This is a genomic window from Amycolatopsis sp. WAC 01375 (genome assembly GCF_003947325.1).
Taxonomy (GTDB): domain Bacteria; phylum Actinomycetota; class Actinomycetes; order Mycobacteriales; family Pseudonocardiaceae; genus Amycolatopsis.
Genome location: NZ_QHHW01000026.1, coordinates 130197 through 150644, shown reverse-complemented (window position 1 = coordinate 150644; position 20448 = coordinate 130197). Strand labels below are relative to the sequence as shown.

General features: G+C 67.1%; 20 protein-coding genes and 1 tRNA gene. 14 read left to right on the top strand and 7 right to left on the bottom strand.

Annotated features, from left to right (window positions below; genetic code table 11):
- Positions 1-127 precede the first annotated feature (127 nt).
- The 3 genes from DL991_RS42635 to DL991_RS16310 all read left to right on the top strand — a co-directional run bounded on the left by DL991_RS42635 (position 128) and on the right by DL991_RS16310 (position 1548).
- Positions 128-274: a hypothetical protein gene (locus DL991_RS42635; RefSeq protein WP_158634428.1), complete on the top strand. Its 147-nt coding sequence runs from the start codon at positions 128-130 to the stop codon at positions 272-274.
- 25 nt (positions 275-299) lie between these two features.
- On the top strand, positions 300-695 hold the full coding sequence (locus tag DL991_RS16315; RefSeq protein ID WP_125785159.1) for a hypothetical protein: 396 nt from the start codon (positions 300-302) through the stop codon (positions 693-695).
- A gap of 298 nt (positions 696-993) precedes the next feature.
- Entirely contained in the window at positions 994-1548 is a 555-nt protein-coding gene (locus DL991_RS16310) for a hypothetical protein (RefSeq protein ID WP_125785158.1), read from the top strand.
- A 350-nt stretch (positions 1549-1898) separates the two neighbouring features.
- Here DL991_RS16310 and DL991_RS16305 read toward each other — a convergent pair.
- Both DL991_RS16305 and DL991_RS16300 read right to left on the bottom strand, forming a co-directional pair.
- Positions 1899-1971, bottom strand: a tRNA-Arg gene (locus DL991_RS16305).
- 65 nt (positions 1972-2036) lie between these two features.
- On the bottom strand, positions 2037-2474 hold the full coding sequence (locus DL991_RS16300) for a MarR family winged helix-turn-helix transcriptional regulator (protein WP_125785157.1): 438 nt from the start codon (positions 2472-2474) through the stop codon (positions 2037-2039).
- 44 nt (positions 2475-2518) lie between these two features.
- Between DL991_RS16300 and DL991_RS16295 the strand changes: the two genes are divergently transcribed.
- Both DL991_RS16295 and DL991_RS16290 read left to right on the top strand, forming a co-directional pair.
- Positions 2519-3643, top strand: a complete 1125-nt coding sequence (locus DL991_RS16295) for an epoxide hydrolase family protein (RefSeq protein WP_125785156.1) — start codon at positions 2519-2521, stop codon at positions 3641-3643.
- 151 nt (positions 3644-3794) lie between these two features.
- Positions 3795-4712 (top strand): cation diffusion facilitator family transporter, encoded by a 918-nt coding sequence (locus DL991_RS16290; protein ID WP_125785155.1) that lies wholly within the window; start codon positions 3795-3797, stop codon positions 4710-4712.
- A gap of 94 nt (positions 4713-4806) precedes the next feature.
- Here the strand turns inward: DL991_RS16290 and DL991_RS16285 are convergent, their stop codons facing one another.
- Positions 4807-5520: a DUF305 domain-containing protein gene (locus DL991_RS16285; RefSeq protein ID WP_125785231.1), complete on the bottom strand. Its 714-nt coding sequence runs from the start codon at positions 5518-5520 to the stop codon at positions 4807-4809.
- Between the two features lie 8 nt (positions 5521-5528).
- The gene (locus DL991_RS16280; RefSeq protein ID WP_125785230.1) at positions 5529-6320 is read right to left on the bottom strand and encodes a DUF3105 domain-containing protein; all 792 of its coding nucleotides are present in this window, start codon (positions 6318-6320) and stop codon (positions 5529-5531) included.
- Positions 6321-6524: 204 nt separating this feature from the next.
- Here DL991_RS16280 and argS point away from each other — a divergent pair, with 204 nt between their 5' ends.
- The 7 genes from argS (at position 6525) to DL991_RS16245 (ending at position 16009) form a co-directional block, all read left to right on the top strand.
- A complete protein-coding gene (gene argS, locus DL991_RS16275) occupies positions 6525-8180 on the top strand; it encodes an arginine--tRNA ligase (protein ID WP_125785154.1) in 1656 nt (551 codons plus the stop codon).
- Positions 8181-8185: 5 nt separating this feature from the next.
- Positions 8186-9619 (top strand): diaminopimelate decarboxylase, encoded by a 1434-nt coding sequence (lysA, locus tag DL991_RS16270; RefSeq protein ID WP_125785153.1) that lies wholly within the window; start codon positions 8186-8188, stop codon positions 9617-9619.
- 3 nt (positions 9620-9622) lie between these two features.
- Complete coding sequence (locus tag DL991_RS16265) at positions 9623-10933, top strand: homoserine dehydrogenase (protein ID WP_199746488.1); 1311 nt, start codon at positions 9623-9625, stop codon at positions 10931-10933.
- The gene (thrC, locus tag DL991_RS16260) at positions 10930-11991 is read left to right on the top strand and encodes a threonine synthase (RefSeq protein ID WP_125785152.1); all 1062 of its coding nucleotides are present in this window, start codon (positions 10930-10932) and stop codon (positions 11989-11991) included. Before DL991_RS16265 ends, thrC begins: the two co-directional genes overlap by 4 nt.
- Positions 11988-12869, top strand: a complete 882-nt coding sequence (gene thrB, locus DL991_RS16255; protein WP_125785151.1) for a homoserine kinase — start codon at positions 11988-11990, stop codon at positions 12867-12869. Before thrC ends, thrB begins: the two co-directional genes overlap by 4 nt.
- Positions 12870-13309: 440 nt before the next feature.
- Entirely contained in the window at positions 13310-15358 is a 2049-nt protein-coding gene (gene rho, locus DL991_RS16250) for a transcription termination factor Rho (protein ID WP_125785150.1), read from the top strand.
- 93 nt (positions 15359-15451) lie between these two features.
- Complete coding sequence (locus DL991_RS16245) at positions 15452-16009, top strand: AAA family ATPase (RefSeq protein ID WP_125785149.1); 558 nt, start codon at positions 15452-15454, stop codon at positions 16007-16009.
- Positions 16010-16175: 166 nt separating this feature from the next.
- Here the strand turns inward: DL991_RS16245 and DL991_RS16240 are convergent, their stop codons facing one another.
- Positions 16176-16721 (bottom strand): CHAP domain-containing protein, encoded by a 546-nt coding sequence (locus DL991_RS16240; RefSeq protein WP_125785148.1) that lies wholly within the window; start codon positions 16719-16721, stop codon positions 16176-16178.
- A 222-nt stretch (positions 16722-16943) separates the two neighbouring features.
- Between DL991_RS16240 and rpmE the strand changes: the two genes are divergently transcribed.
- Positions 16944-17171, top strand: coding sequence for a 50S ribosomal protein L31 (gene rpmE, locus DL991_RS16235; protein ID WP_007028345.1), 228 nt, complete (start codon positions 16944-16946; stop codon positions 17169-17171).
- A gap of 80 nt (positions 17172-17251) precedes the next feature.
- Positions 17252-18322, top strand: a complete 1071-nt coding sequence (prfA, locus tag DL991_RS16230) for a peptide chain release factor 1 (RefSeq protein WP_125785147.1) — start codon at positions 17252-17254, stop codon at positions 18320-18322.
- Between the two features lie 10 nt (positions 18323-18332).
- Here prfA and DL991_RS42630 read toward each other — a convergent pair whose 3' ends face one another.
- Positions 18333-19259, bottom strand: coding sequence for a hypothetical protein (locus DL991_RS42630; RefSeq protein ID WP_158634427.1), 927 nt, complete (start codon positions 19257-19259; stop codon positions 18333-18335).
- A 48-nt stretch (positions 19260-19307) separates the two neighbouring features.
- A complete protein-coding gene (locus tag DL991_RS16220; RefSeq protein WP_125785146.1) occupies positions 19308-20045 on the bottom strand; it encodes a hypothetical protein in 738 nt (245 codons plus the stop codon).
- Positions 20046-20448 lie beyond the last annotated feature (403 nt).

Sequence of the window (20448 nt, the reverse complement as noted above, 5' to 3'; positions counted from 1 at the left end):
CGGGCAACATCACCTCGATCTCCAACGCCTCGCCGAAGCCTGGGCACCCGCCAACCTGTATCGAATGGCTTGACGCGCGAGATCGACATCGAGCTTGGTGCACATTTATGTGCAAGTCAAGGGTGGCTTGGCCAAGAAGCCGACTGGGCAGATGGCCAAAGCAAAGGAAAGTACTGGTAAAATGACGGTTGGCTTCGCGCCGGAAATTTCTGATGCAGCCTGGAAGAATGTCGCACGCAAGGAATGCTCATTTTTGAAACGGCAGACGATGTGATCGCATACGTGAAGGAGTTCGGATGATGGGTGGTTCTATCGTCTCTCTGGACGGTGACTTTTTCCGACATGTGGAAAGTGTGCTCGTCGAGATGGGTGCGGCAACCGCGTCTGGTGGGCCAGGTGAATCAGTAGTCCAGCTGACAGACGAGAGCGGGCGTCTCTTTACAGTGTTTGAAGGAGTTCCGGCCGGCGCGGAGTGGGAGGTGACTGATGGTCCTTTTGAGGCTGCAGACGACGATGTCCGCGTACCTGACATGACGAAAGTTTTCTCATGCTCGTTTGAGTGCAGATGGGTTGATTTGGTTGTTCGCCTACTCGACGCTGTGGCGCAGGGTGCTGATTCTCCCATATGGGTAGTTGATGGTAACGGCGTCGTATGGGATCCGAAGCGTGTAGATTCACAGAAAATAGTATTGTGATGGCGCACTGGACATTGCGGTGACCTTCGCCGAGGCAGGCTGACCGCGCAGGTCGCCGTGGTGGTGTTCTCGGGGTGATGATGGAGGCCATCGTCGGGTTGTATCTGGACCCATCCGGCGATGCGGTGGTCGGGGTTGCGAGTTGGATTGTCGAGTAGTGTTTCCTGGGTGATTTTCGTAAATCTCGGCGTGAATTTCATTCACTCACACCGATTGTCACTTGGTCAAAATTTAATATTTGCTGTTTAAAACGCTTGACGATGGGTTTAGTTTGAAACGCATGCGCAGACTTTGGCTGATGTCAGTGTTGTTGTCCTGCTCATGCTCGATCGAATCAGGGAGTGTGGTGACGAATCCGGTCGGTTCGGTGCCGGCCCCCGCTTCAAGCTGGGCTCCGGTGGAGTCGCCGCGGGTGGTTTCCGCGGCTTGTGCGTTTCTTGGTGCCGATGAGCTTCAAAGGGCACTGGAGTCGAAGGCCGCTTACCGGTCAGTCGAGGAGAAGCCGGTTGAGGGGCAGCGGAGCATTGCCTACGGTTGCGAGTTCAGTCGTGTTGATGACGGGTCCGGCGTCGGCAGCTTGATGGTGACCGCCATCAAGGGCGAGGCGGCGCCGGAGAGTGCGCTCGCCGTTGCTGAACAGAACTGTCTGGGTGAGGGGCAGGCCCAGCCGCTGGCGGGCGCCGGGGATACGGCGATGTGGTGCCGGAACGAGGACCTCGACACGCTGGTCGTGACCGTGAAGCGGAGCCACGGTGAAGTCCGGATCGCTCACTTGACGCTCGCGGGTAGTCCGATGGCTGCCAATATTCCCGGATATGCCTCGCTGGCGCGGCTTCTCGGCGGCAGGCTGTAGCGCCCGAAGCGCAGGTGAGCCATCCAGTCTCCGATCGGACCCGAACACGGCATGGCACCCAATTGCGCGTGGGCAAAGCCGCGGGACTCGCTCGGACCCCGACGGGAAGACGCGTCCCGGGGAAGTGCAGGACGGGAGCGGGGTAGGTGAAGGTGCTGACGTGGCGGGCAGGGCGGTTGGGTGATGCCCGCGTCCGAGGTGGTAAGAGAAGTCAACGTAGTCGTCAGAGGGCACGCATGTAGCCAGGTGCTGTTTGTGAGTGAACGCCCGCACTGGGTTGTCACTGTCGCAGTGCTGGACCTGCCCGATCACCGGCATGGACGCATTGGTGAATGCGTGGTCAAGATGTGTGCCCTCGGCAGGATTCGAACCTGCGACACCTGCCTCCGGAGGGCAGTGCTCTATCCCCTGAGCTACGAGGGCGTTGCCGCCTGGGCGACGTTGGAAGCTTAGCGCATGTCTCCCGGCCCTCTCACGAGTGGTGGTCGTTAGCCGTTGTGGTGCTCGACCACGCGGGCGAGCAGCCTGGTCAGCTGCTCGCGTTCGGCGGGGTTCAGTGGTGCGAGGAGCGCGTCCTGCGTGTCTCTGATCAGGTCTTCCAGCTGGTCCAGGCGCTGGGTGCCGGGGTCGGTGAGGCTGATCAGGTTGCGTCGGGCGTCGGCAGGGTCGGGGGCGCGGTCGACGTGGCCCGCGGCGGCGAGTTCGTTGATGACGGCGACGACGTCGCTGCGGTCGATGCCGGTGCAGCGGCTCAAGGCGGCCTGGCTCGACGGGCCGTTCTCGTCGATGGCCGCCAGGATCCCGTAGTGGTACCGGCGGGAGCCGCTTTTCGCGAACTCGTCCATGGCGAGCCGGTGGGCCACGGTGGCGGCCTGGTTGACCAGCCAGCTGGCCTTGGTGCGGAGCCGGACGGGTGCGGTGGTCATCGGGACAGCGTAGCGTTGGTGTCACCAACGAACTGGGAGGACGCATGATCGAACCGTTCGAGGTGGCGATCCCCGAAGCCGCCATCGCCGATCTGCGGACCCGGCTGCGCGCCACGCGCTGGCCCGAACCAGCCACTGTGGACGGTTGGGAGCAAGGGGTTCCGCTGGAGTTCGCGCGCGAGCTGTGCCGGTACTGGGCGGAGGACTACGACTTCGGTTTGGCGGCCCGTGTCAACGCTTTCCCGGGTTTCAAGACCACTGTGGACGGCCTCGGGATCCATTTCCTCCACGTTCGCTCGCCGGAGCCGGACGCGACCCCGCTCGTGCTCACGCACGGCTGGCCGGGTTCGGTGGCCGAGTTCCTCGACGTGCTCGGCCCGCTGACCGATCCCGCGGCGCACGGGGGCGATCCGGCGGACGCCTTCCATGTCGTGGCGCCGTCGCTGCCGGGGTTCGGCTGGAGTGACAAGCCGTCGTCGGCGGGGTGGAACGTCGAGCGGATCGCCCGGGCCTGGGACGAGCTGATGGGGCGGCTCGGCTACGGGCGTTATGCCGCGCAGGGTGGTGACTGGGGTGCCGGGGTGACGAACATGCTCGCCAAGGTCGCGCCGGAGCGGCTGATCGGTGTGCACGTGAACATGGCGGGTGTCCCGTACGACGAGACCCGGCTCGGGGAGCCGACGGCGGAGGAGAAGGCGGCGATCGCCGATCTGGCCCGGTTCCGCGCGGTCGGGTCCGCGTACTCGCAGCAGCAGGCCACGCGTCCGCAGACGGTCGGCTACGGCCTCACCGACTCGCCGGCGGCGCAGGCGACGTGGATCGCCGAGAAGTTCCGGGAGTGGACCGACAACGACGGCTCGCCGGAGACCGCGCTGTCCTGGCGGCGGATGGTCGACGCGATCTCCGTCTACTGGTTCACCGGGACGGCGGCCTCGTCGGCGCGGATCTATTGGGAGAGCAAGGAGCGGGACCTCTCCGCTGTTGAAGTTCCTTCGGGTATCTCGATCTTCCCGAGGGAGATCATCCGGCCGTCCCGGCGCTGGGCGGAGCTGCGCTACACCGATCTTCGCTGGTACGAGGTGCTGTCCAAGGGCGGTCACTTCGCCGCGTTCGAGCAGCCCGAGGCCTTCGTCGGCCAGCTGCGGGGGTTCTTCCGGTCGCTTCGGTAGCGGTGCGTGTCGGTACCAGGTTTCGGGAAGGCCCTCATGGGGGATGGCTTCCCTGTGCGGCTTAAGACATGGTGAACTTAGGCTCACCTGTATTGCACATATGCGCATGTGACAATATATTCGGCCTGTCGACTTCACGAGAGGCGGAGCAATGGGTCACGGGCACGGGCATGGGACGGCCTCGCCGTCGAGCGCGTCAGGCCGCTACCTCAAGAGCTTGACGATCGCCCTGGTCATCGGCGCCGGCTTCATGGTCATGGAGTTCATCGTCGGGTTCGCCACGGGCTCGCTCGCGCTGATCTCCGACGCCGCGCACATGTTCACCGACGTCCTCGGGGTCGGCATGGCGCTGGCGGCCATCATGCTCGCCCGGCGAAGCGGCCCGACCCTCACCCGGACGTTCGGGTTCTACCGGGCCGAGGTGCTCGCGGCACTGGGCAACGCCATCCTGCTGTTCGGTGTCGCGGGCTACGTGCTGATCGAGGCCATCGGCCGCATCAGCGACCCGCCCGTCGTACCCGGCCTGCCCGTCCTGCTGGCCGCGGCGGCGGGTCTCGTCGCGAACATCGTCTCCTTCCTGGTCCTGCGCAAGGGCGCGGAGGAGAGCATCAACGTCCGCGGCGCGTACCTCGAAGTCCTCGCCGACCTGATCGGCTCCGTCGGGGTGCTGCTGAGCGGCGCGATCACGCTGCTGTTCGGCTGGCGCTACGCCGACCCGATCATCGGTGTCGCGATCGGCCTGTTCGTCCTGCCCCGCACCTACGCCCTCGCCCGGCGCGCGCTGCGGATCCTGTTCCAGCACGCGCCGAAGGGGGTCGACGTCGCCGGGATCCAGGCCGAACTCGGCGGGCTGAAGGGCGTCGAAGACGTCCACGACCTGCACGTCTGGACGCTGACTTCGGGGATGGAGGTCGCTTCGGCGCACCTCACCATCGCGCCGACCGTCGAGCAGGCGGCGGTGCTGACCGAAGCGCAGAACCTCCTGGCGGACCGCTACTCGATCGAGCACGCGACGTTGCAGATAGAAGTGCCCCAATGCGCGCAGCGCTGCCGGGAGCTTTCCTGGTAGCACCGTCTCCATCGTCAGCCCCCGATGCGCGTGAAGGCCCCCTTCCCTCGGCTCAGCCGAGGGAAGGGGGCCTTCACGGAACAACAGAAACGCCTCAAGCAGGAAGCGGAGCGGCACCGCGTTCCTGCAACAGCCCCTTCATCAGGGTGATCTCGGCACCCTGCGAGACGAGCATGCTCTGCGTCAGCGACTTCACGTCCGCGATCGCCGTGTGATCGTGGCCGTACTGGGCCATCGCCGTCCCGCCCTCGTGGTGCCGCAGCATGAGCTGGAGGAAGAAGACGTCCATGTCCTTGCCGGTCAGCGACCGCAGTTTGGTCAGTTCGGCCGTCGTCGCCATGCCGGGCATCGGGGCGCCGTTCGACGGCTTCATGCCGGCGTCGCCGTGCGCGCCGTGGCCTGCCATCGGTTCGGTCATCCAGGTCATGTAGGCGCCGGTCGCCTGCTCTGGCTGGCCCCACAGGCCGAGCCAGCCCTTCATCCGGCCGACCTGGCCGGTCTGCGTGCGCTCGATGTCGAACGCGAGGGTTTTGATCGCCGGGTCGGCCGTGTGGTCCCGCGCCCAGCCCGCCATGGTGACGGCCTGGAGGTGGTGCACCGACATGTCCTGTGCGAAGCCGACCTCGACCGAGCCCGCGGCCGGGGTCGCGGGCTCCGCGTCGGAGTCGATCAGCCTGGTCGTCAGGGCGCCGAGGCCGAAGCCGAGGATCAGCATGACGACCAGGGCGGCCCCGATCACCAGCCATCGGCTCTTGGTCGACCGTGAGGTGTCGTCCGGTTCGTCGACGTACTGGAGATCGGGGTCCACTTGGCTCACTACTTGCTCGCGGGCGCCGAGGGCTGGGTGGCGGGCGCGGACGGCTGACCGGCGCCGGGCTGGTCCTGCTGCGTTCCGGCGGTGCCCTTGTAGTCCATCGGCTTCGCGTCCGGCCCCGGCGGGGTCGGGTCGAAGTCGCCCGGCTCGATCTGCGCGTCGCAGGTGGCGTCACGCTCGGGGTACGCGCCGAACGGGTTGGTGCGCAGCGCGGCGATGAACTGGTCGATCCGCTCGTCGGAGGCGGAGTCGAGCTTGAGCTGGTGGCCCCAGGACTGGACCGAGATCGGCTTGTCCAGGTTCGGGTACGGCGACATCACCGTGTACGGCTTGCCCTCGACGCGGACCCGCAGCAGCTCCAGCGCGTCGCCGGAGATCTGGGCCGGGTTGTAGGCGATCCAGACGGCGCCGTGCTCGAGGCCGTGGACCAGGTTCTCGTTGCGGACGGCCTTCTCGTAGACGACGCCGTTGCACGCGGCCCAGGCCTGGTCGTGCGGGCCACCGAAGGGCGGGGTCTTGTCGTAGGCGACGCGCTCGGCGGCCGTGACGTGCACGGATCCCTCGTAGGTCGCCGTGGTCACGCCGGCGATCCGCTTCGAGGGGTCGGGGTCCTGCTGCGAGGGCGCGAAGGCGGCAGCGGCCTCTTCGCGGGTCTTCTGGTCGCGCTTCGGGGCCGAGGCGACCATGTAATAGGTGACCACCGAGGCAGCCAGGGCGACGATCGCGACGACGGCGATGATCGTGCCCCAAGGCGTGCCCTTCTTGGACACGACGGAACTACGGGCGGCCTTCATGGCGTTCTTCGACGACGCGCCCTTTTTTCTGGTTGTCCCGTTAGCCATGGCTCCTGCGTTCTCCAAAGGGGGTGGTCCCTGCGCGGGCCAGTGTAGAGACCCCGCGTCTGATCACCGTGAACGCCTGCGATGATCACCGGCTTGGCTCACACCTTCCGGCGGTCGCTGCGAAGCCCGGACCAGGTCGCACCTAGAATTCCGCGAGTGACTCCCGCAGCTCTCGCCGACCTGGTCCGTAACTCCGCCGTGCAGGTTCTCGCCGCGCGCGGCCTCGACGATTCCGTGCTGCCGGAGAAGGTGACGATCGAACGTCCCCGCAACCCCGAGCACGGCGATTACGCGACCAACCTGGCGCTGCAGGTGGCCAAGAAGGCGGGGATGAAGCCCCGTGACTTCGCCGACGCGCTGGCCGAAGCCCTCGCCGCGACCGACGGGATCGACTCGGCGGAGGTCGCCGGGCCGGGCTTCCTCAACCTGCGGCTCGCCGCGGACGCGCAGGGCCAGATCGTCCAGCAGGTGCTCGACGCCGGCGAGAAGTACGGCCTCGGCGACGCGCTGGCCGGCCTCAAGATCAACCTCGAGTTCGTGTCGGCGAACCCGACCGGCCCGATCCACCTGGGCGGTACGCGTTGGGCCGCGGTCGGCGACGCGCTGGGCCGCGTGCTGTCCGCGCAGGGCGGCCTGGTCACCCGGGAGTACTACTTCAACGACCACGGCGCGCAGATCGACCGCTTCGTCCGGTCCCTGGTCGCCGCCGCCAAGGGCGAGCCCGCTCCCGAGGACGGCTACGCGGGCGGCTACATCAACGACATCGCCGCCGAGGTCATCCGCCAGGAGCCGAGCGCGCTTTCGCTGCCCGACGACGAGCGGGCCGAGACCTTCCGCCGGGTCGGCATCGAGCTGATGTTCACCGAGATCAGGCAGAGCCTGCACGACTTCGGCACCGATTTCGACGTCTATTTCCACGAGAACTCGCTGCACGACTCCGGCGCCGTCGCGTCGTCGGTCCAGCAACTGAAGGACTCCGGCAACCTGTACTTCGAGGACGGCGCCTGGTGGCTCAAGTCCAAGGAGCACGGCGACGACAAGGACCGAGTCGTCATCAAGAAGGACGGCAACCCGGCCTACATCGCCGGTGACCTCGCCTACTTCCAGGACAAGCGCAAACGCGGTTTCGACCTCTGCATCTACATGCTCGGCGCGGACCACCACGGCTACATCGCCCGCCTGAAGGCCGCCGCGGCCGCATTCGGTGACGACCCGGCCGTGGTCGAGGTGCTGATCGGCCAGATGGTCAACCTGGTCTCCGATGGCAAGCCGGTCCGGATGAGCAAACGGGCGGGCACCGTGATCACCATGGAGGACCTGGTCGGCACCGTCGGCGTCGACGCGGCCCGCTACGAGCTGATCCGCTACTCGGTCGATTCCACTTTGGACATCGACCTCGATCTGCTGCGCAAGCACTCCAACGACAACCCGGTCTACTACGTCCAGTACGCCCACGCGCGGCTGGCTTCGTTGCAGCGCAACGCTTCCGACCTGGGCCTGAAAACAGATGGCGAAGTGGACTACGGCCTGCTTACGCTGCCCGCCGAGGGCGATCTGATCCGCACGATCGGCGAATTCCCGACCGTCCTCCGCCGGGCCGCACTGCTGCGCGAACCGCACCGCGTCGCCCGGTACCTCGAAGAACTCGCCGGCGCGTACCACAAGTTCTACACCGTGGGCCGTGTTCTTCCCCAGGGCGACGAGGAGGCCACCCCCCTCACGTTCGCCCGGCTCGCGCTGTGCCAGGCCGCCCGCCAGGTGCTGGCGAACGGCCTCAACGTGCTCGGTGTCTCTGCTCCGGAACGGATGTAAAAGCAATGGCTCACCCCGCGGGCCCCCGCCACGCCGACGTCTACCCCCACGCCGACGCCTCCGGTTTCCCGCCGTCGAGTCCGGAAGAACTCGACAGGCTGTACCCGAAAGTCTGGCCCCGTAACACCTTCCGCGGTGGAGACGGCGTCGTGCGCATCGCGGGCGTCGACGTCCGCGAACTCGCCGAGAAGTACGGCACGCCGCTGTTCGTGGTCGACGAGGCCGACTTCAAATCCCGCTGCGCCGACTACGCCGAGGCGTTCGACGACCCGGCGCTCGTGCACTACGCGTCCAAGGCGTTCCTCTCCATCGAGATCGCCCGCTGGGTGGCCGAGCAGGGGCTGAGCCTGGACGTCTGCAGCGGCGGCGAACTCGCCGTCGCGCAGCGCGCGAACTTCCCGGCGGAGCGGATCACCTTCCACGGCAACAACAAGTCGCTGCCCGAGCTGGAAGCCGCTGTCGAAGCAGGCGTCGGCACGGTCGTGGTGGACTCCTACTACGAGATCGCGCGGCTGGCCGATGTCGCCGCCAGGCACGACGTCGTGCAGAACGTGCTGATCCGGGTCACCGTCGGCGTCGAGGCGCACACCCACGAATTCATCGCGACCGCGCACGAGGACCAGAAGTTCGGGTTCTCGCTGGCCTCCGGTGACGCGGCCGAGGCCGTGCGCCGCGTGCTCAACGCGCCGTCGCTCAAGCTGATCGGCCTGCACAGCCACATCGGTTCGCAGATCTTCGACGCCGACGGTTTCGAGGTCGCCGCCCGCCGCGTGGTCGGCCTGCTGGCCGAACTCGGCAAGGAGCACGGCGCCGATCTGCTCGACCAGCTGTCGATCGTCGACCTCGGCGGCGGTTTCGGGATCGCCTACACCGACAAGGACAACCCGCCCCCGCCCGCGCAGATGATCACGCAGATCCGCGAGATCGTCCGCAAGGAATGCGAGTACGCGGGCCTTCCGGTGCCGAAGATCGCCGGCGAGCCGGGTCGCGCCATCGCCGGTCCCGGCACGATCACGCTGTACGAGGTCGGCACCATCAAGGACGTCTCGCTCGGCGACAAGGCCGCCCGGCGGTACGTCAGCGTCGACGGCGGCATGAGCGACAACATCCGCACCGCGCTCTACGACGCGGTGTACGACTGCCGTCTCGTTTCCCGCTCCGCAGACGACGACGGGGACGGCCAGGCCGCCGCCGCGCTGTCCCGGGTCGTGGGAAAACACTGTGAGTCCGGCGACATCGTCGTCCGGGACTGCTGGCTCCCCGACACTCTTGCTCCCGGCGACCTGCTCGCCGTGGCGGCCACCGGGGCGTACTGCTACTCGATGGCCAGCGGCTACAACCGGCAGCCGCGGCCCGCGGTGGTGGCCGTGCGCAACGGCAGCGCCCGCGTGCTGCTGCGGCGGGAGACGACGGACGACATGCTGCGCCTGGAGGTCTAGCAAGTGTCTACTGTGGACGGACGCGTGATCAGGGTCGCCCTGCTGGGTTGCGGCACGGTCGGCGGTGAGGTGGTCCGGCTGCTCACCGAGCAGGCCGAGGAACTCGCCGCCAGGGCGGGCGCACGCGTGGAGCTGGCCGGGATCGCGGTACGGCGCCCCGACAAGCACCCCGAGCTGCCGCCGGAACTGGTGACCTCCGACGTGACGAAGCTCGTCACCTCCGACGACGTCGACGTCGTCGTCGAGCTGGTCGGCGGCATCGAGCCGGTGCGGCAGTGGCTGCTCGACGCGCTCAAGGCCGGGAAATCCGTTGTCACGGCGAACAAAGCGCTGATGGCCGAGCATTCCGCGGAGCTGTTCGAGGCCGCCGACGCGGCAGGCGTGGACCTGTACTTCGAGGCGGCCGTCGCCGGGGCGATCCCGTTGCTGCGCCCGCTGCGCGAATCGATGGCCGGTGACCGCATCACCCGCGTGATGGGCATCGTCAACGGCACCACCAACTACATCCTGTCCGCGATGGACTCCACCGGCGCCGGTTACGCGGAAACGCTGGAAGAGGCCAGCAGGCTCGGATACGCCGAGGCGGATCCGACGGCCGACGTCGACGGCTACGACGCGGCGTCCAAGGCCGCGATCCTCGCCTCGCTCGCGTTCCACACCCGGGTGACGGCTTCCGACGTGCACCGTGAGGGCATCGCCGACGTCACCGCGTCCGACCTCGCCGCGGCGAACGTGCTGGGCCGCACGGTGAAACTGCTCGCCATCTGCGAGCGCGTCACCGCCGACGACGGCACCGAATCCGTTTCGGCGCGCGTGCATCCGGTGATGATCCCGCGCAACCACCAGCTCGCCGGGGTCGGCGGCGCGTACAACGCCGTCTACGTCGAGGCCGACGCCGCCGGCGAGCTCATGTTCTACGGTCAGGGCGCCGGTGGCGCGCCGACCGCGAGTGCCGTGCTCGGCGACCTCGTCGCGGTGGCTCGAAACCGGGTCGTCGGCGGCCGTGGCCCGCGCGAATCCGCGCACGCCGCGCTCCCGGTCAGGCCGATGGGCCAGACGCCGACGCGGTACCACGTCAGCCTCGACGTGGCCGATCGAGCGGGCGTCCTCGCCCAGGTGGCCCAGGCGTTCGCCGGGCACGGTGTCAGCATCGCCGCGGTGCGGCAGCGCGACGCCAACGACACGGCCAGCCTGGTCGTGGTCACCCACCTGGCGCCGGATGCGGCACTGCGGTCCACTGTGGACGACATTGCCGAGCTCGATGTGGTGAACCAGGTCGTCAGTGTGATGCGTGTGGAAGGCGAAGACCAGTGATTCCCCAACCATGGCCAGGAATCATCCAGGCTTATCCCGACCGGATCCCGGTCCCCTCCGGCGCGAAGGTGATCACGCTCGGTGAGGGCAACACCCCGTTGCTGCCGGCCCCGCACCTTTCCGGACTCACCGGATGCGAGGTCTACCTCAAGGTCGAGGGCGTGAACCCGACCGGATCGTTCAAGGACCGCGGGATGACCGTGGCCATCACGCACGCGCTCGCCAGCGGGCTCCAGGCGGTCATCTGCGCCTCCACCGGCAACACGTCGGCGTCGGCCGCGGCGTACGCGGCCCGCGCCGGGCTCACCTGCGCGGTCCTCGTCCCGCAGGGCAAGATCGCGATGGGCAAACTGGCACAGGCCGTGCAGCACGGCGCGCGGATCCTGCAGGTGGACGGCAACTTCGACGACTGCCTCGAACTCGCGCAGAAGACCGCGATCGACTATCCGGTGACCTTGGTCAACTCGGTCAACCCGGTGCGCATCGCCGGCCAGAAGTCGGCCGCGTTCGAGATCTGCGACGTGCTCGGCCGGGCGCCGGACATCCACTGCCTCCCGGTCGGGAACGCGGGCAACATCACCGCGTACTGGGCCGGATATTCCGAGTACGCGGGCGACGGTGTGGTGAAGAACACCCCGCGGATGTTCGGTTTCCAGGCGGCCGGTGCCGCACCGCTGGTGCACGGCGAGCCGGTGGCCGATCCGGACACCATCGCGACCGCGATCCGCATCGGCAGCCCCGCGTCCTGGGACGGCGCGATGAAGGCGAAGAACGCTTCCGCCGGGCTGTTCGAGGCGATCACCGACGAGAAGATCCTCGAGGCGTACCGGCTGCTGGCCCGCAAGGAAGGCGTGTTCGTCGAGCCCGCTTCGGCGACCAGCGTCGCGGGCCTGCTCGCCACGGCCGCGGACGGACGCCTGCCGAAGGGTTCGACGGTTGTGTGCACCGTCACCGGACACGGTTTGAAGGACCCCGCCACCGCGTTGGAAGGCAACGTCGAGGTCGAGCCGCTCGCTGTCGACCCGACCGCCGTCGCCGCCGCGCTGGACCTGCGATGACGTTGATCGAGGTCAAGGTCCCGGCGTCTTCGGCGAACCTCGGCCCGGGATTCGACACCCTCGGCCTCGCGTTGGCGTTGTACGACCGGGTCGAGCTCCAGATCACCGACGCGGGGCTCAAGATCGAGGTGACCGACGTCGGCGCGGGCGGCGTGGAAGACGTCCCGACCGACGAATCACACCTGGTCGTCCGCGCTTTCCGGCGTGCTTGCGAGCACCTCGGTCTCAAGCCGCCTGGCGTGGCACTGCGGTGTTTCAACGCCATTCCGCACGCCAGGGGCCTCGGCTCGTCCGCGGCCGCCGTGGTGACGGGCGTCGCAGCGGCGTACGCGCTGGCGGAGAAGGCTTTGGACGACGACGCGCTGCAACTGGCCGCCGGGTTCGAGGGACACGCGGACAACGCCGCCGCGAGCCTGCTGGGCGGCTTCGTGGTCGCTTGGAACGAGGGCGAGCGGTTCCGTGCCGAGCGGCTCCAGCCGCATCACGACATCCGGCCCGTGGTCGCCATCCCGGCGCTGAGATCCTCCACGGACGCGACGCGCGGACTGCTGCCCGCGCAGGTCCCGCACGCCGACGCGGCGTTCACGGCGGGCCGCGCGGCGCTCGCGGTCCACGCGCTCACCGCGCGGCCCGACCTGTTGCTCTCCGCGACCGAAGACCGGCTCCACCAGCATTACCGGGCGCCGGCGTATCCGGCGAGCAGCGAATTGGTGCGCGCGCTGCGGGCCGAAGGGGTGGCCGCGGCCATCTCCGGAGCCGGCCCGACCGTACTCGCGCTGACCACCGGCGGAATACTCCCGGCAGGCGTCGACGTTACGTCTTTCGAAGTCACCGAGCTGCCGATCGATCCGGGCGGCGTCCAGGTTGCGGCCCAGTAAAGCCTCGGTCACAGGCAGGCGCCTCGCCCCGCCACGCGGGGGGTGGTTGTTGCACCGGGCCGTGGCGCGGTCTACCCTCGGGGGCGTTCGATCACCGTGCGTTTCCGCACCCGGTGCCGGTCCAGGTGACCAGTGTCATCCTTGGCCCGCATCCTTCGTTGATCCGCCAGTACCGCACACCGTTTGGCAAGCGGGAGTGGCGGATGGACGCAGGCGGGTTCCCGGTTTCGGCGGTGCCGAATTCCGCTTCCTCCGTTTGGAGGACGCAAATCCCTGTGCTGGAGGCCTTTTCTTGGTCCTGTTGGAGCAGCTCCGCTGTGTTCGACACGGCTGAGGAGTTGATCGCCCGTATCGGGGGCCAGATACGCCGTTTCGCAATCGGACGCGAACGGCGGTCCGCTGATCCACCTGGAGGCGTGGATCGGTCAGGAAGGACATTTGTGAGCAACACCGATCTTTTGAGCGACGTCGAAGGTGGCGCCGCCGAGTCGAACGGCGCCGTCGCTCCCAAGCGCACGGTCGGCGGATTGACCGGCAAGACCGTCGCCGAACTGCGCTCGATCGCTGGGGATCTCGGCATCGGCGAGACGACGGGTATGCGCAAGGGCGATCTGATCGCGGCCATCCGCGAGCGCCAGGGCAAGACCAAGCGCAAGACCCCCGCCGCGGCGAGCGAAACGCTTCCGCTCGAGGGGATCGATGCACCGCGCAAGGCTCCCAAGGCCGAAGCGCCCAAGACGGAGGCCCCGAAGCAGGAGGCCCCGAAGGCCGAAGCACCGAAGGCGGAAGCCGCCCCGGCCGAAGCCCCGCGTGCCGAAAAGGTCGCGGAGAACGGCTCCGCGCCCGCCGGCGAGCGGACGGCACAGCAGGAGAACGGCCAGCAGGACGGCCAGTCGCCGCAGGAAGAGGGCGGCCGCAGCCGTCGTCGTCGCGGCTCCAACCGCGCCGCGGGATCGCCCGAGCAGGGCGGCCAGCAGCGTGAGCGTGGCGAGCAGCGTGACCGCGGTGAGCAGCGCGAGGGTGGCCAGCAGCGTGATCGCGGTGAGCAGCGCGATCGGGGCGACCGGGGCGACCGGGGTGACCGCAACGAGCGTGGCGACCGTGGTGAGCAGGGCGGCAACCGTCAGGGCAACCGCGACGGCAACCGCGACAACCGCGGCCAGGACCGCCAGCGCAACCAGCAGGGCGGCGGCCAGGACAACAGCCAGCGTCAGGGCCAGGGCCCGCAGGGTGACGACGACGAGGAAGGCGGCCGTCGCGGCCGTCGCTTCCGCGACCGTCGCCGCCGGGGTTCCGGCGGTGGCCGTGAACAGGGCGGTTCGCCCGACACCGAGATCCGCGAGGACGACGTCCTGCTGCCCGTCGCGGGCATCCTGGACGTGCTCGACAACTACGCGTTCGTGCGTACCTCGGGCTACCTCGCCGGGCCGAACGACGTGTACGTCTCGCTTTCGCTGGTCCGCAAGTACGGCCTGCGGCGCGGTGACGCCATCACCGGTGTCGTGCGCCAGCCGCGTGACGGCGAACAGCAGCGGCAGAAGTTCAACCCGCTGGTGCGCGTCGACTCGATCAACGGCCTGGAGCCGGACGAGGCCAAGCGCCGTCCCGAGTTCACCAAGCTGACCCCGCTGTACCCGAACGAGCGACTGCGCCTCGAAACCGAGCCGCACAAGCTCACCACCCGCGTCATCGACCTGGTGATGCCGGTCGGCAAGGGACAGCGTGCCCTGATCGTCTCGCCGCCGAAGGCCGGTAAGACGACGATCATGCAGGACATCGCGAACGCGATCTCGACGAACAACCCCGAGTGCCACCTGATGGTCGTGCTCGTGGACGAACGTCCGGAAGAGGTCACGGACATGCAGCGGTCGGTGAAGGGTGAGGTCATCGCCTCCACCTTCGACCGCCCGCCGTCCGACCACACCTCGGTCGCGGAGCTCGCCATCGAGCGGGCGAAGCGGCTGGTCGAAATGGGCCACGACGTCGTCGTGCTGCTCGACTCGATCACCCGGCTGGGTCGTGCCTACAACCTGGCGGCCCCCGCGTCCGGCCGGATCCTCTCCGGTGGTGTCGACTCGACGGCGCTGTTCCCGCCGAAGCGGTTCCTCGGCGCGGCGCGCAACATCGAGAACGGCGGTTCGCTGACGATCTTCGCCACGACGATGGTCGAAACCGGATCCACCGGTGACACGGTCATCTTCGAGGAGTTCAAGGGCACCGCGAACGCGGACCTCAAGCTCGACCGGAAGATCGCCGAGCGGCGCGTCTTCCCCGCGGTGGACATCAACCCGTCCGGTACCCGCAAGGAAGATCTGCTGCTTTCGCCGGACGAGCTCGCGGTCACCCACAAGTTGCACCGGGTGCTGCACGCGCTGGACTCGCAGCAGGCCATCGACCTGCTGATCTCGCGACTGCGCAAGACGAAGACCAACATCGAGTTCCTCATGCAGGTCTCGAAGACGGCCCTCGGCTCGAACGACGACGACTGATCCTCCGGTCGCCTTCGGCACTGCAATGAAGGGGCCTTTCATAGCAAAATTTGCTATGAAAGGCCCCTTCATTGCATCCAGGGGGAGGCCGTTGTGGGTTCGGTGCCGGGACGGATCGTCGTCTACGGGGTCACCGGTTCGGGTAAGTCGACGCTGGCGCGAAAGCTGGCCGAGCGGACGGGGCTGCCGTGCCATTCGGTCGACGACGACCTCGCCTGGCAGCCGGGCTGGGTCCCCGTCCCCGACGACGAGCAGCGACGCCGGATCAGCGCGCTGGTCGCAGGGGACCGCTGGATCATCGACGGCATGTTCGCCAAATGGCGCGATATCGCGTTGCCCCGAGCCGAACTGATCGTGGCGCTGGACTATCCGCGCCGGGTTTCGCTGAGCCGTCTGGTGCGCCGCACCGTGGTGCGCTGCGTCACGCGGCGCCGGATCTGCAACGGCAACGTCGAAACGCTGCGGAGCATGCTCTCCGGCGATTCGATCATCTTCTGGCACTTCCGGTCTTTCGCCCGCAAACGGCGCACGATCCGCGAGTGGGTCTCGGACCCCGACGTGCCGGTGCTGCGGCTGACCTCGCCGCGTGTGACGGAGCGCTGGCTGGCGCGGATTCCGGCAGCAGACCGCGCTGGGCCGGGGTGGTCGTGAGTGGCGATTCGGGTTCTAACCCGAATCGCCACTCACGAGACTTGACCGGCTCGGTACCGGAGTTTTCTTGTCCCGCTTGAGGTACATGAAGGACGCCGGAACCACGTAGGTACCTGAGCCACCCTTGGCTCTGACCCGAATCGCCACTCACGACCCACCGGAGTGCTCAGCGGTGCGGAACCGCCGCAGGGGTCCAGCCGCGGTAGTTGTTGAAGTAGTGCACGCTCGACGCGTGGCCGATCTTGCCGCCGATGCTGGAGGCGTAGATCCCGCCGGAGCCGTCGGCGATGCCGACGTGACCCCACTGGCTGATGTTCCAGTACACGAAGGAGCCCTTCGGCGGCGTCCCGGTCGTGTGCTTCGGGCTCGCGCCGTTCCAGTGCGCGTTGGCCGAGGCCCAGACGCCCGTGGTCCCGTATGCGTTTTCGACGGCCTTCTCACAGAGGCCCTGGTACGCGGTGGAGCCGATGCGGTTCTTGAACCACTGGACAGCGCCGGCGGGAGTGCCGTCGCCGGCGCCCTGGATCGCCAGGTCACCGTCGGGCACGGTGGTGAACGTTCCCGCGGCCGGGTTGATGTCGGCGGCGGTGATGGTGGCGCCCGCTTCGGGGGCGGCCGGAGCGGCCCCGGCGACCGGAGCCAGGGCGAGGGCCGCGATGGCCAGCGCGGCGACGGACGCCGGCTTCGCCACCTTGGCGAGGATGCTGCGCATGATCAGTACCTCCTGTTGAGGAATTACCAACAGTGAGGAGAATCTCGTGATCAAGTACAAATTTCGTACAACTGGGCGTGATAGTTGATAACTCAACGTGTTGGAATACTCCTGAGGAGGGGTGCGTTGAGTCCACTGCCAGCGCATCTGGCAAAATCATCCGCTGAAGTCCGGCACCGGTTCACCCCGCACGGGGACCCGGGGCCAACGAGAGAGGACACCATGAAGAGCGGTATTCACCCCGAGTACGTTGTCACGCACGTCAACTGTGACTGCGGCAACGAATTCACCACCCGCAGCACCAAGACCTCCGGCAACCTCCACGTCGAGATCTGCTCGAACTGCCACCCGTTCTACACCGGCAAGCAGAAGCTCATGGACACCGGCGGCCGCGTCGCGCGCTTCGAGGCTCGCTACGGCAAGCGCAAGAAGGCCGAAGACGCCAAGTAGCTTGAACGACGGCGCCTACCCGCATGTCCGGGTAGGCGCCGTTTTTCATGGTTCTGTTCAGGTCGTTGAGAGGTGGAGTGGTGGATTCGAGTTCGCTGAGGGGTCTGCTCGAAGAGCACGCCCAGCTGGAAGAGCAGCTGGCCGATCCGTCCGTGCACGCCGACCAGGCGCGCGCCCGCAAACTCGGCCGCCGGTACGCCGAGCTGAGCCCCGTCGTCAAGACGGTCCGCGAGCTCGACTCCGCGCGCGACGACCTCGAGACGGCGAAGGAACTGGTGTCGGAAGACTCGTCCTTCGCGGCCGAGGCCGAGGAGCTCACCGCCAAGATCCCCGTGCTCGAGGCCAAACTCACCGAACTGCTCCTGCCGCGCGACCCGTACGACGGCTCCGACGTGGTCATGGAGATCAAATCGGGTGAAGGCGGCGAGGAGTCGGCGCTGTTCGCCGGCGACCTGCTGCGCATGTACCTGCGCTACGCCGAGCGTCACGGCTGGAAGGCCGAGGTGCTCGACTCGGTCGACTCGGATCTCGGCGGCTTCAAGGACGTCACCGTGTCCATCAAGAGCCGCTCGGCCGCCATCGACGGTGTCTGGGCGCGGCTGAAGTTCGAAGGCGGGGTGCACCGCGTGCAGCGCGTGCCCGCCACCGAATCGCAGGGCCGCATCCACACTTCCGCGTCCGGCGTGCTCATCTACCCCGAACCCGAGGACGTCGAGGTCGAGATCGACCCGAACGACCTGCGCATCGATGTCTACCGCTCGTCCGGCCCCGGCGGCCAGAGCGTGAACACGACCGACTCGGCCGTGCGCATCACGCACATCCCGACCGGCGTGGTCGTCTCGTGCCAGAACGAGAAGTCGCAGATCCAGAACCGCGCCCGCGCCCTGCAGGTGCTGCAGGCCCGCCTCCAGGCGATCGCCGAGGAGGAGGCCGCCGCGAAGGCGTCGGACGCGCGCCGCTCGCAGATCCGCACTGTCGACCGCTCCGAGCGGGTCCGCACCTACAACTTCGCCGAGAACCGCATCGCCGACCACCGGGTGAACTACAAGGCGTACAACCTGGACCAGGTCCTCGACGGCGACCTCGACGGCGTGCTGGACGCGCTCATCACCGCGGACCGCGAAGAGCGACTGGCCGAACACGCGGGCTGACCCCGACGGATCAGAGCCACGACCTCGGTGCCGGTCCGTTGTCGAAACGGCCTTCGTTGAGCAGTTTTTGGAGGTATTCGTCCATATAGGACGAGCAGTAGGTTCCGTCCACCAGGCCGACGGCCTTCGCCTCGGCCTCTCCGAGGAGACGGAAAGGTCCTTCCAAAGGACCCGCGCCACCATGCTCACCGAACCGATGCCCCGAGGCGGTCACCGCGTTCCAGTAGAGATCGGGTGGATCAGGGAACAACTCGAGCAGGTCCGGATGGTTCCCGACGATCTTCCAAGTCCCGTCCCTGATCAGTCGAGTACCTGTGTGAATCGGGATGTGGCGGGCGCGATGGCGGCGCACGTCGCCCACCGCTGGTCGCGAGAAGACACCTTCCAACAGCCCGATGGCGAGGCCCATCCTGTCGTTGCCGAGCACAACCGCCAAGTGGTATCCCCGCGGCTCCGCGGCGATCGCGATGACGTCGCCGGTCTTCGACCGGAAACTCTTCTTGGCTTTCGGCATCGTCAGCGCATGGATGTTCTCGGCCGTGATATCGGCAAAGGCGCGTTCGCTTGCCTGAAGGACCTCGAGGACACGGTTCGCGAGATCCCCGGTTGACATCGTCGGGGTACCGCCGGCCGTGTGCTGGTCCATGAGAAGCGTCAGGAACGCACCGGCCTCGGCGAAGGTGTTGTCGTTGAGCGAAGCCACCCTGTCGGAAGGTTCGGCTTTGTACCACCGGCCGTTCTTCCTCTTCGCCCTCATCAACAAGGGGACAGGAGCATCAGGAAGGACATCCGCGTCCGGCTGAATCGAGAGGCTCAGTATTTCGAGGAATTCACCGAGTGTCGGTTCTTCGTCGATCTCCTCTGTGAACGCCTCGAAGACGTAGTCCAACGCTTCCAGGGCGCTTCTCGGATCTTGAGGTGTGAGTGGTGGGTTCACGATCGGCTCCGGTGGATCGATGGTCCAGCGAACGGGATACACAGCGTGCTAGCCGGGTTCGGTGTAGAACGGGTCGTCCTCAAGCCCGGTATGGATGGCCCGGACGGACATGCTCACCTGCGAGAGCTTGTCGGCCACCTCGCTCGTGACCCGGCTGAGCGCCTCTTCACCGCTTTCTCCGGCTTGAGCCGGGAAAGCCGACAGCAGCACCGCCTCGCAAGGGCCCGCGTCCGTGCTGATCCGGACCAGCGAGGCCGAGAGGTCGGTCGCGGGACGGCCGCACAGATCCACGGCTATGCGCAGGTCACCGGTAGGGATGTAGAGATGCACCCGCGAAATGACATCGTTTTCCGCGCGCGGGGAGAAATCGTGCCGGGGGACGTACGCGGGTTCACGCGGGTCGGTGCCGCCGACGGCCGCCATCAGTGAATAGAGCGTGTATCCGTCGGCTTGGGTGTCGTAGGCGTCGTAGCTTCCGTATTGGCCGGTCTCCGGCGTGCCGTGAATTTCGAAGAATTCCGCGTTCAGGCCGAAGTGGAAAAGCGCCGGTACCGCGGCCCGGTGCAGCGTCTCGGCGAGGTCCTCACCGTCCGCCGGAGGTGTGCGATAACCGACGGAGACCGAGTAGCCCTTCCAGCCGCCTTCGGGATCCGCCCGGCAGATCTCCAGCTCGGTGGCCTCGAACTCGCCGATGAGCCGTTCGCCCAGCGCGGCGGCAGCGGCGAAATCCTCGGTCTCGATGTTCGCGGATATCCGCGTGACGACTTCCGTTTCCCGGAGATCCATGACTATTTCGTGAGCCCTTCGGCGACAACAAGGCGTGCCCACCTTACTTCACTCGGAAACTTGCACTGCGCCGACCACCGGACGTGGACAGGCAAGTAATCAGATGGCGACTATTTCGCCTAGGAGCTCATTTCGACTCGAGATACATGCCGGTCAGGTAGAATCCTTGCTTCTTGACGCGGTCGGATTCTTTGTGCTCGAAGAAACTGGCCACTGCTTCGGTATCCTGAACCTGAAATGCGGCTTGTTTCTCAAAGGTAAGGTTCTTGTATGTGCGGTAGTGAAGTCCATTCTCGTTGAGGCACGTCAAGAAATCCTCTTTCGAGATCGTAGAATTCGTCGAGTTTCCGTGCAGTGGTGTTGGGGTCGCGAAAGCGGTTCCTGGCTCCAGTCTGAGCCGTGT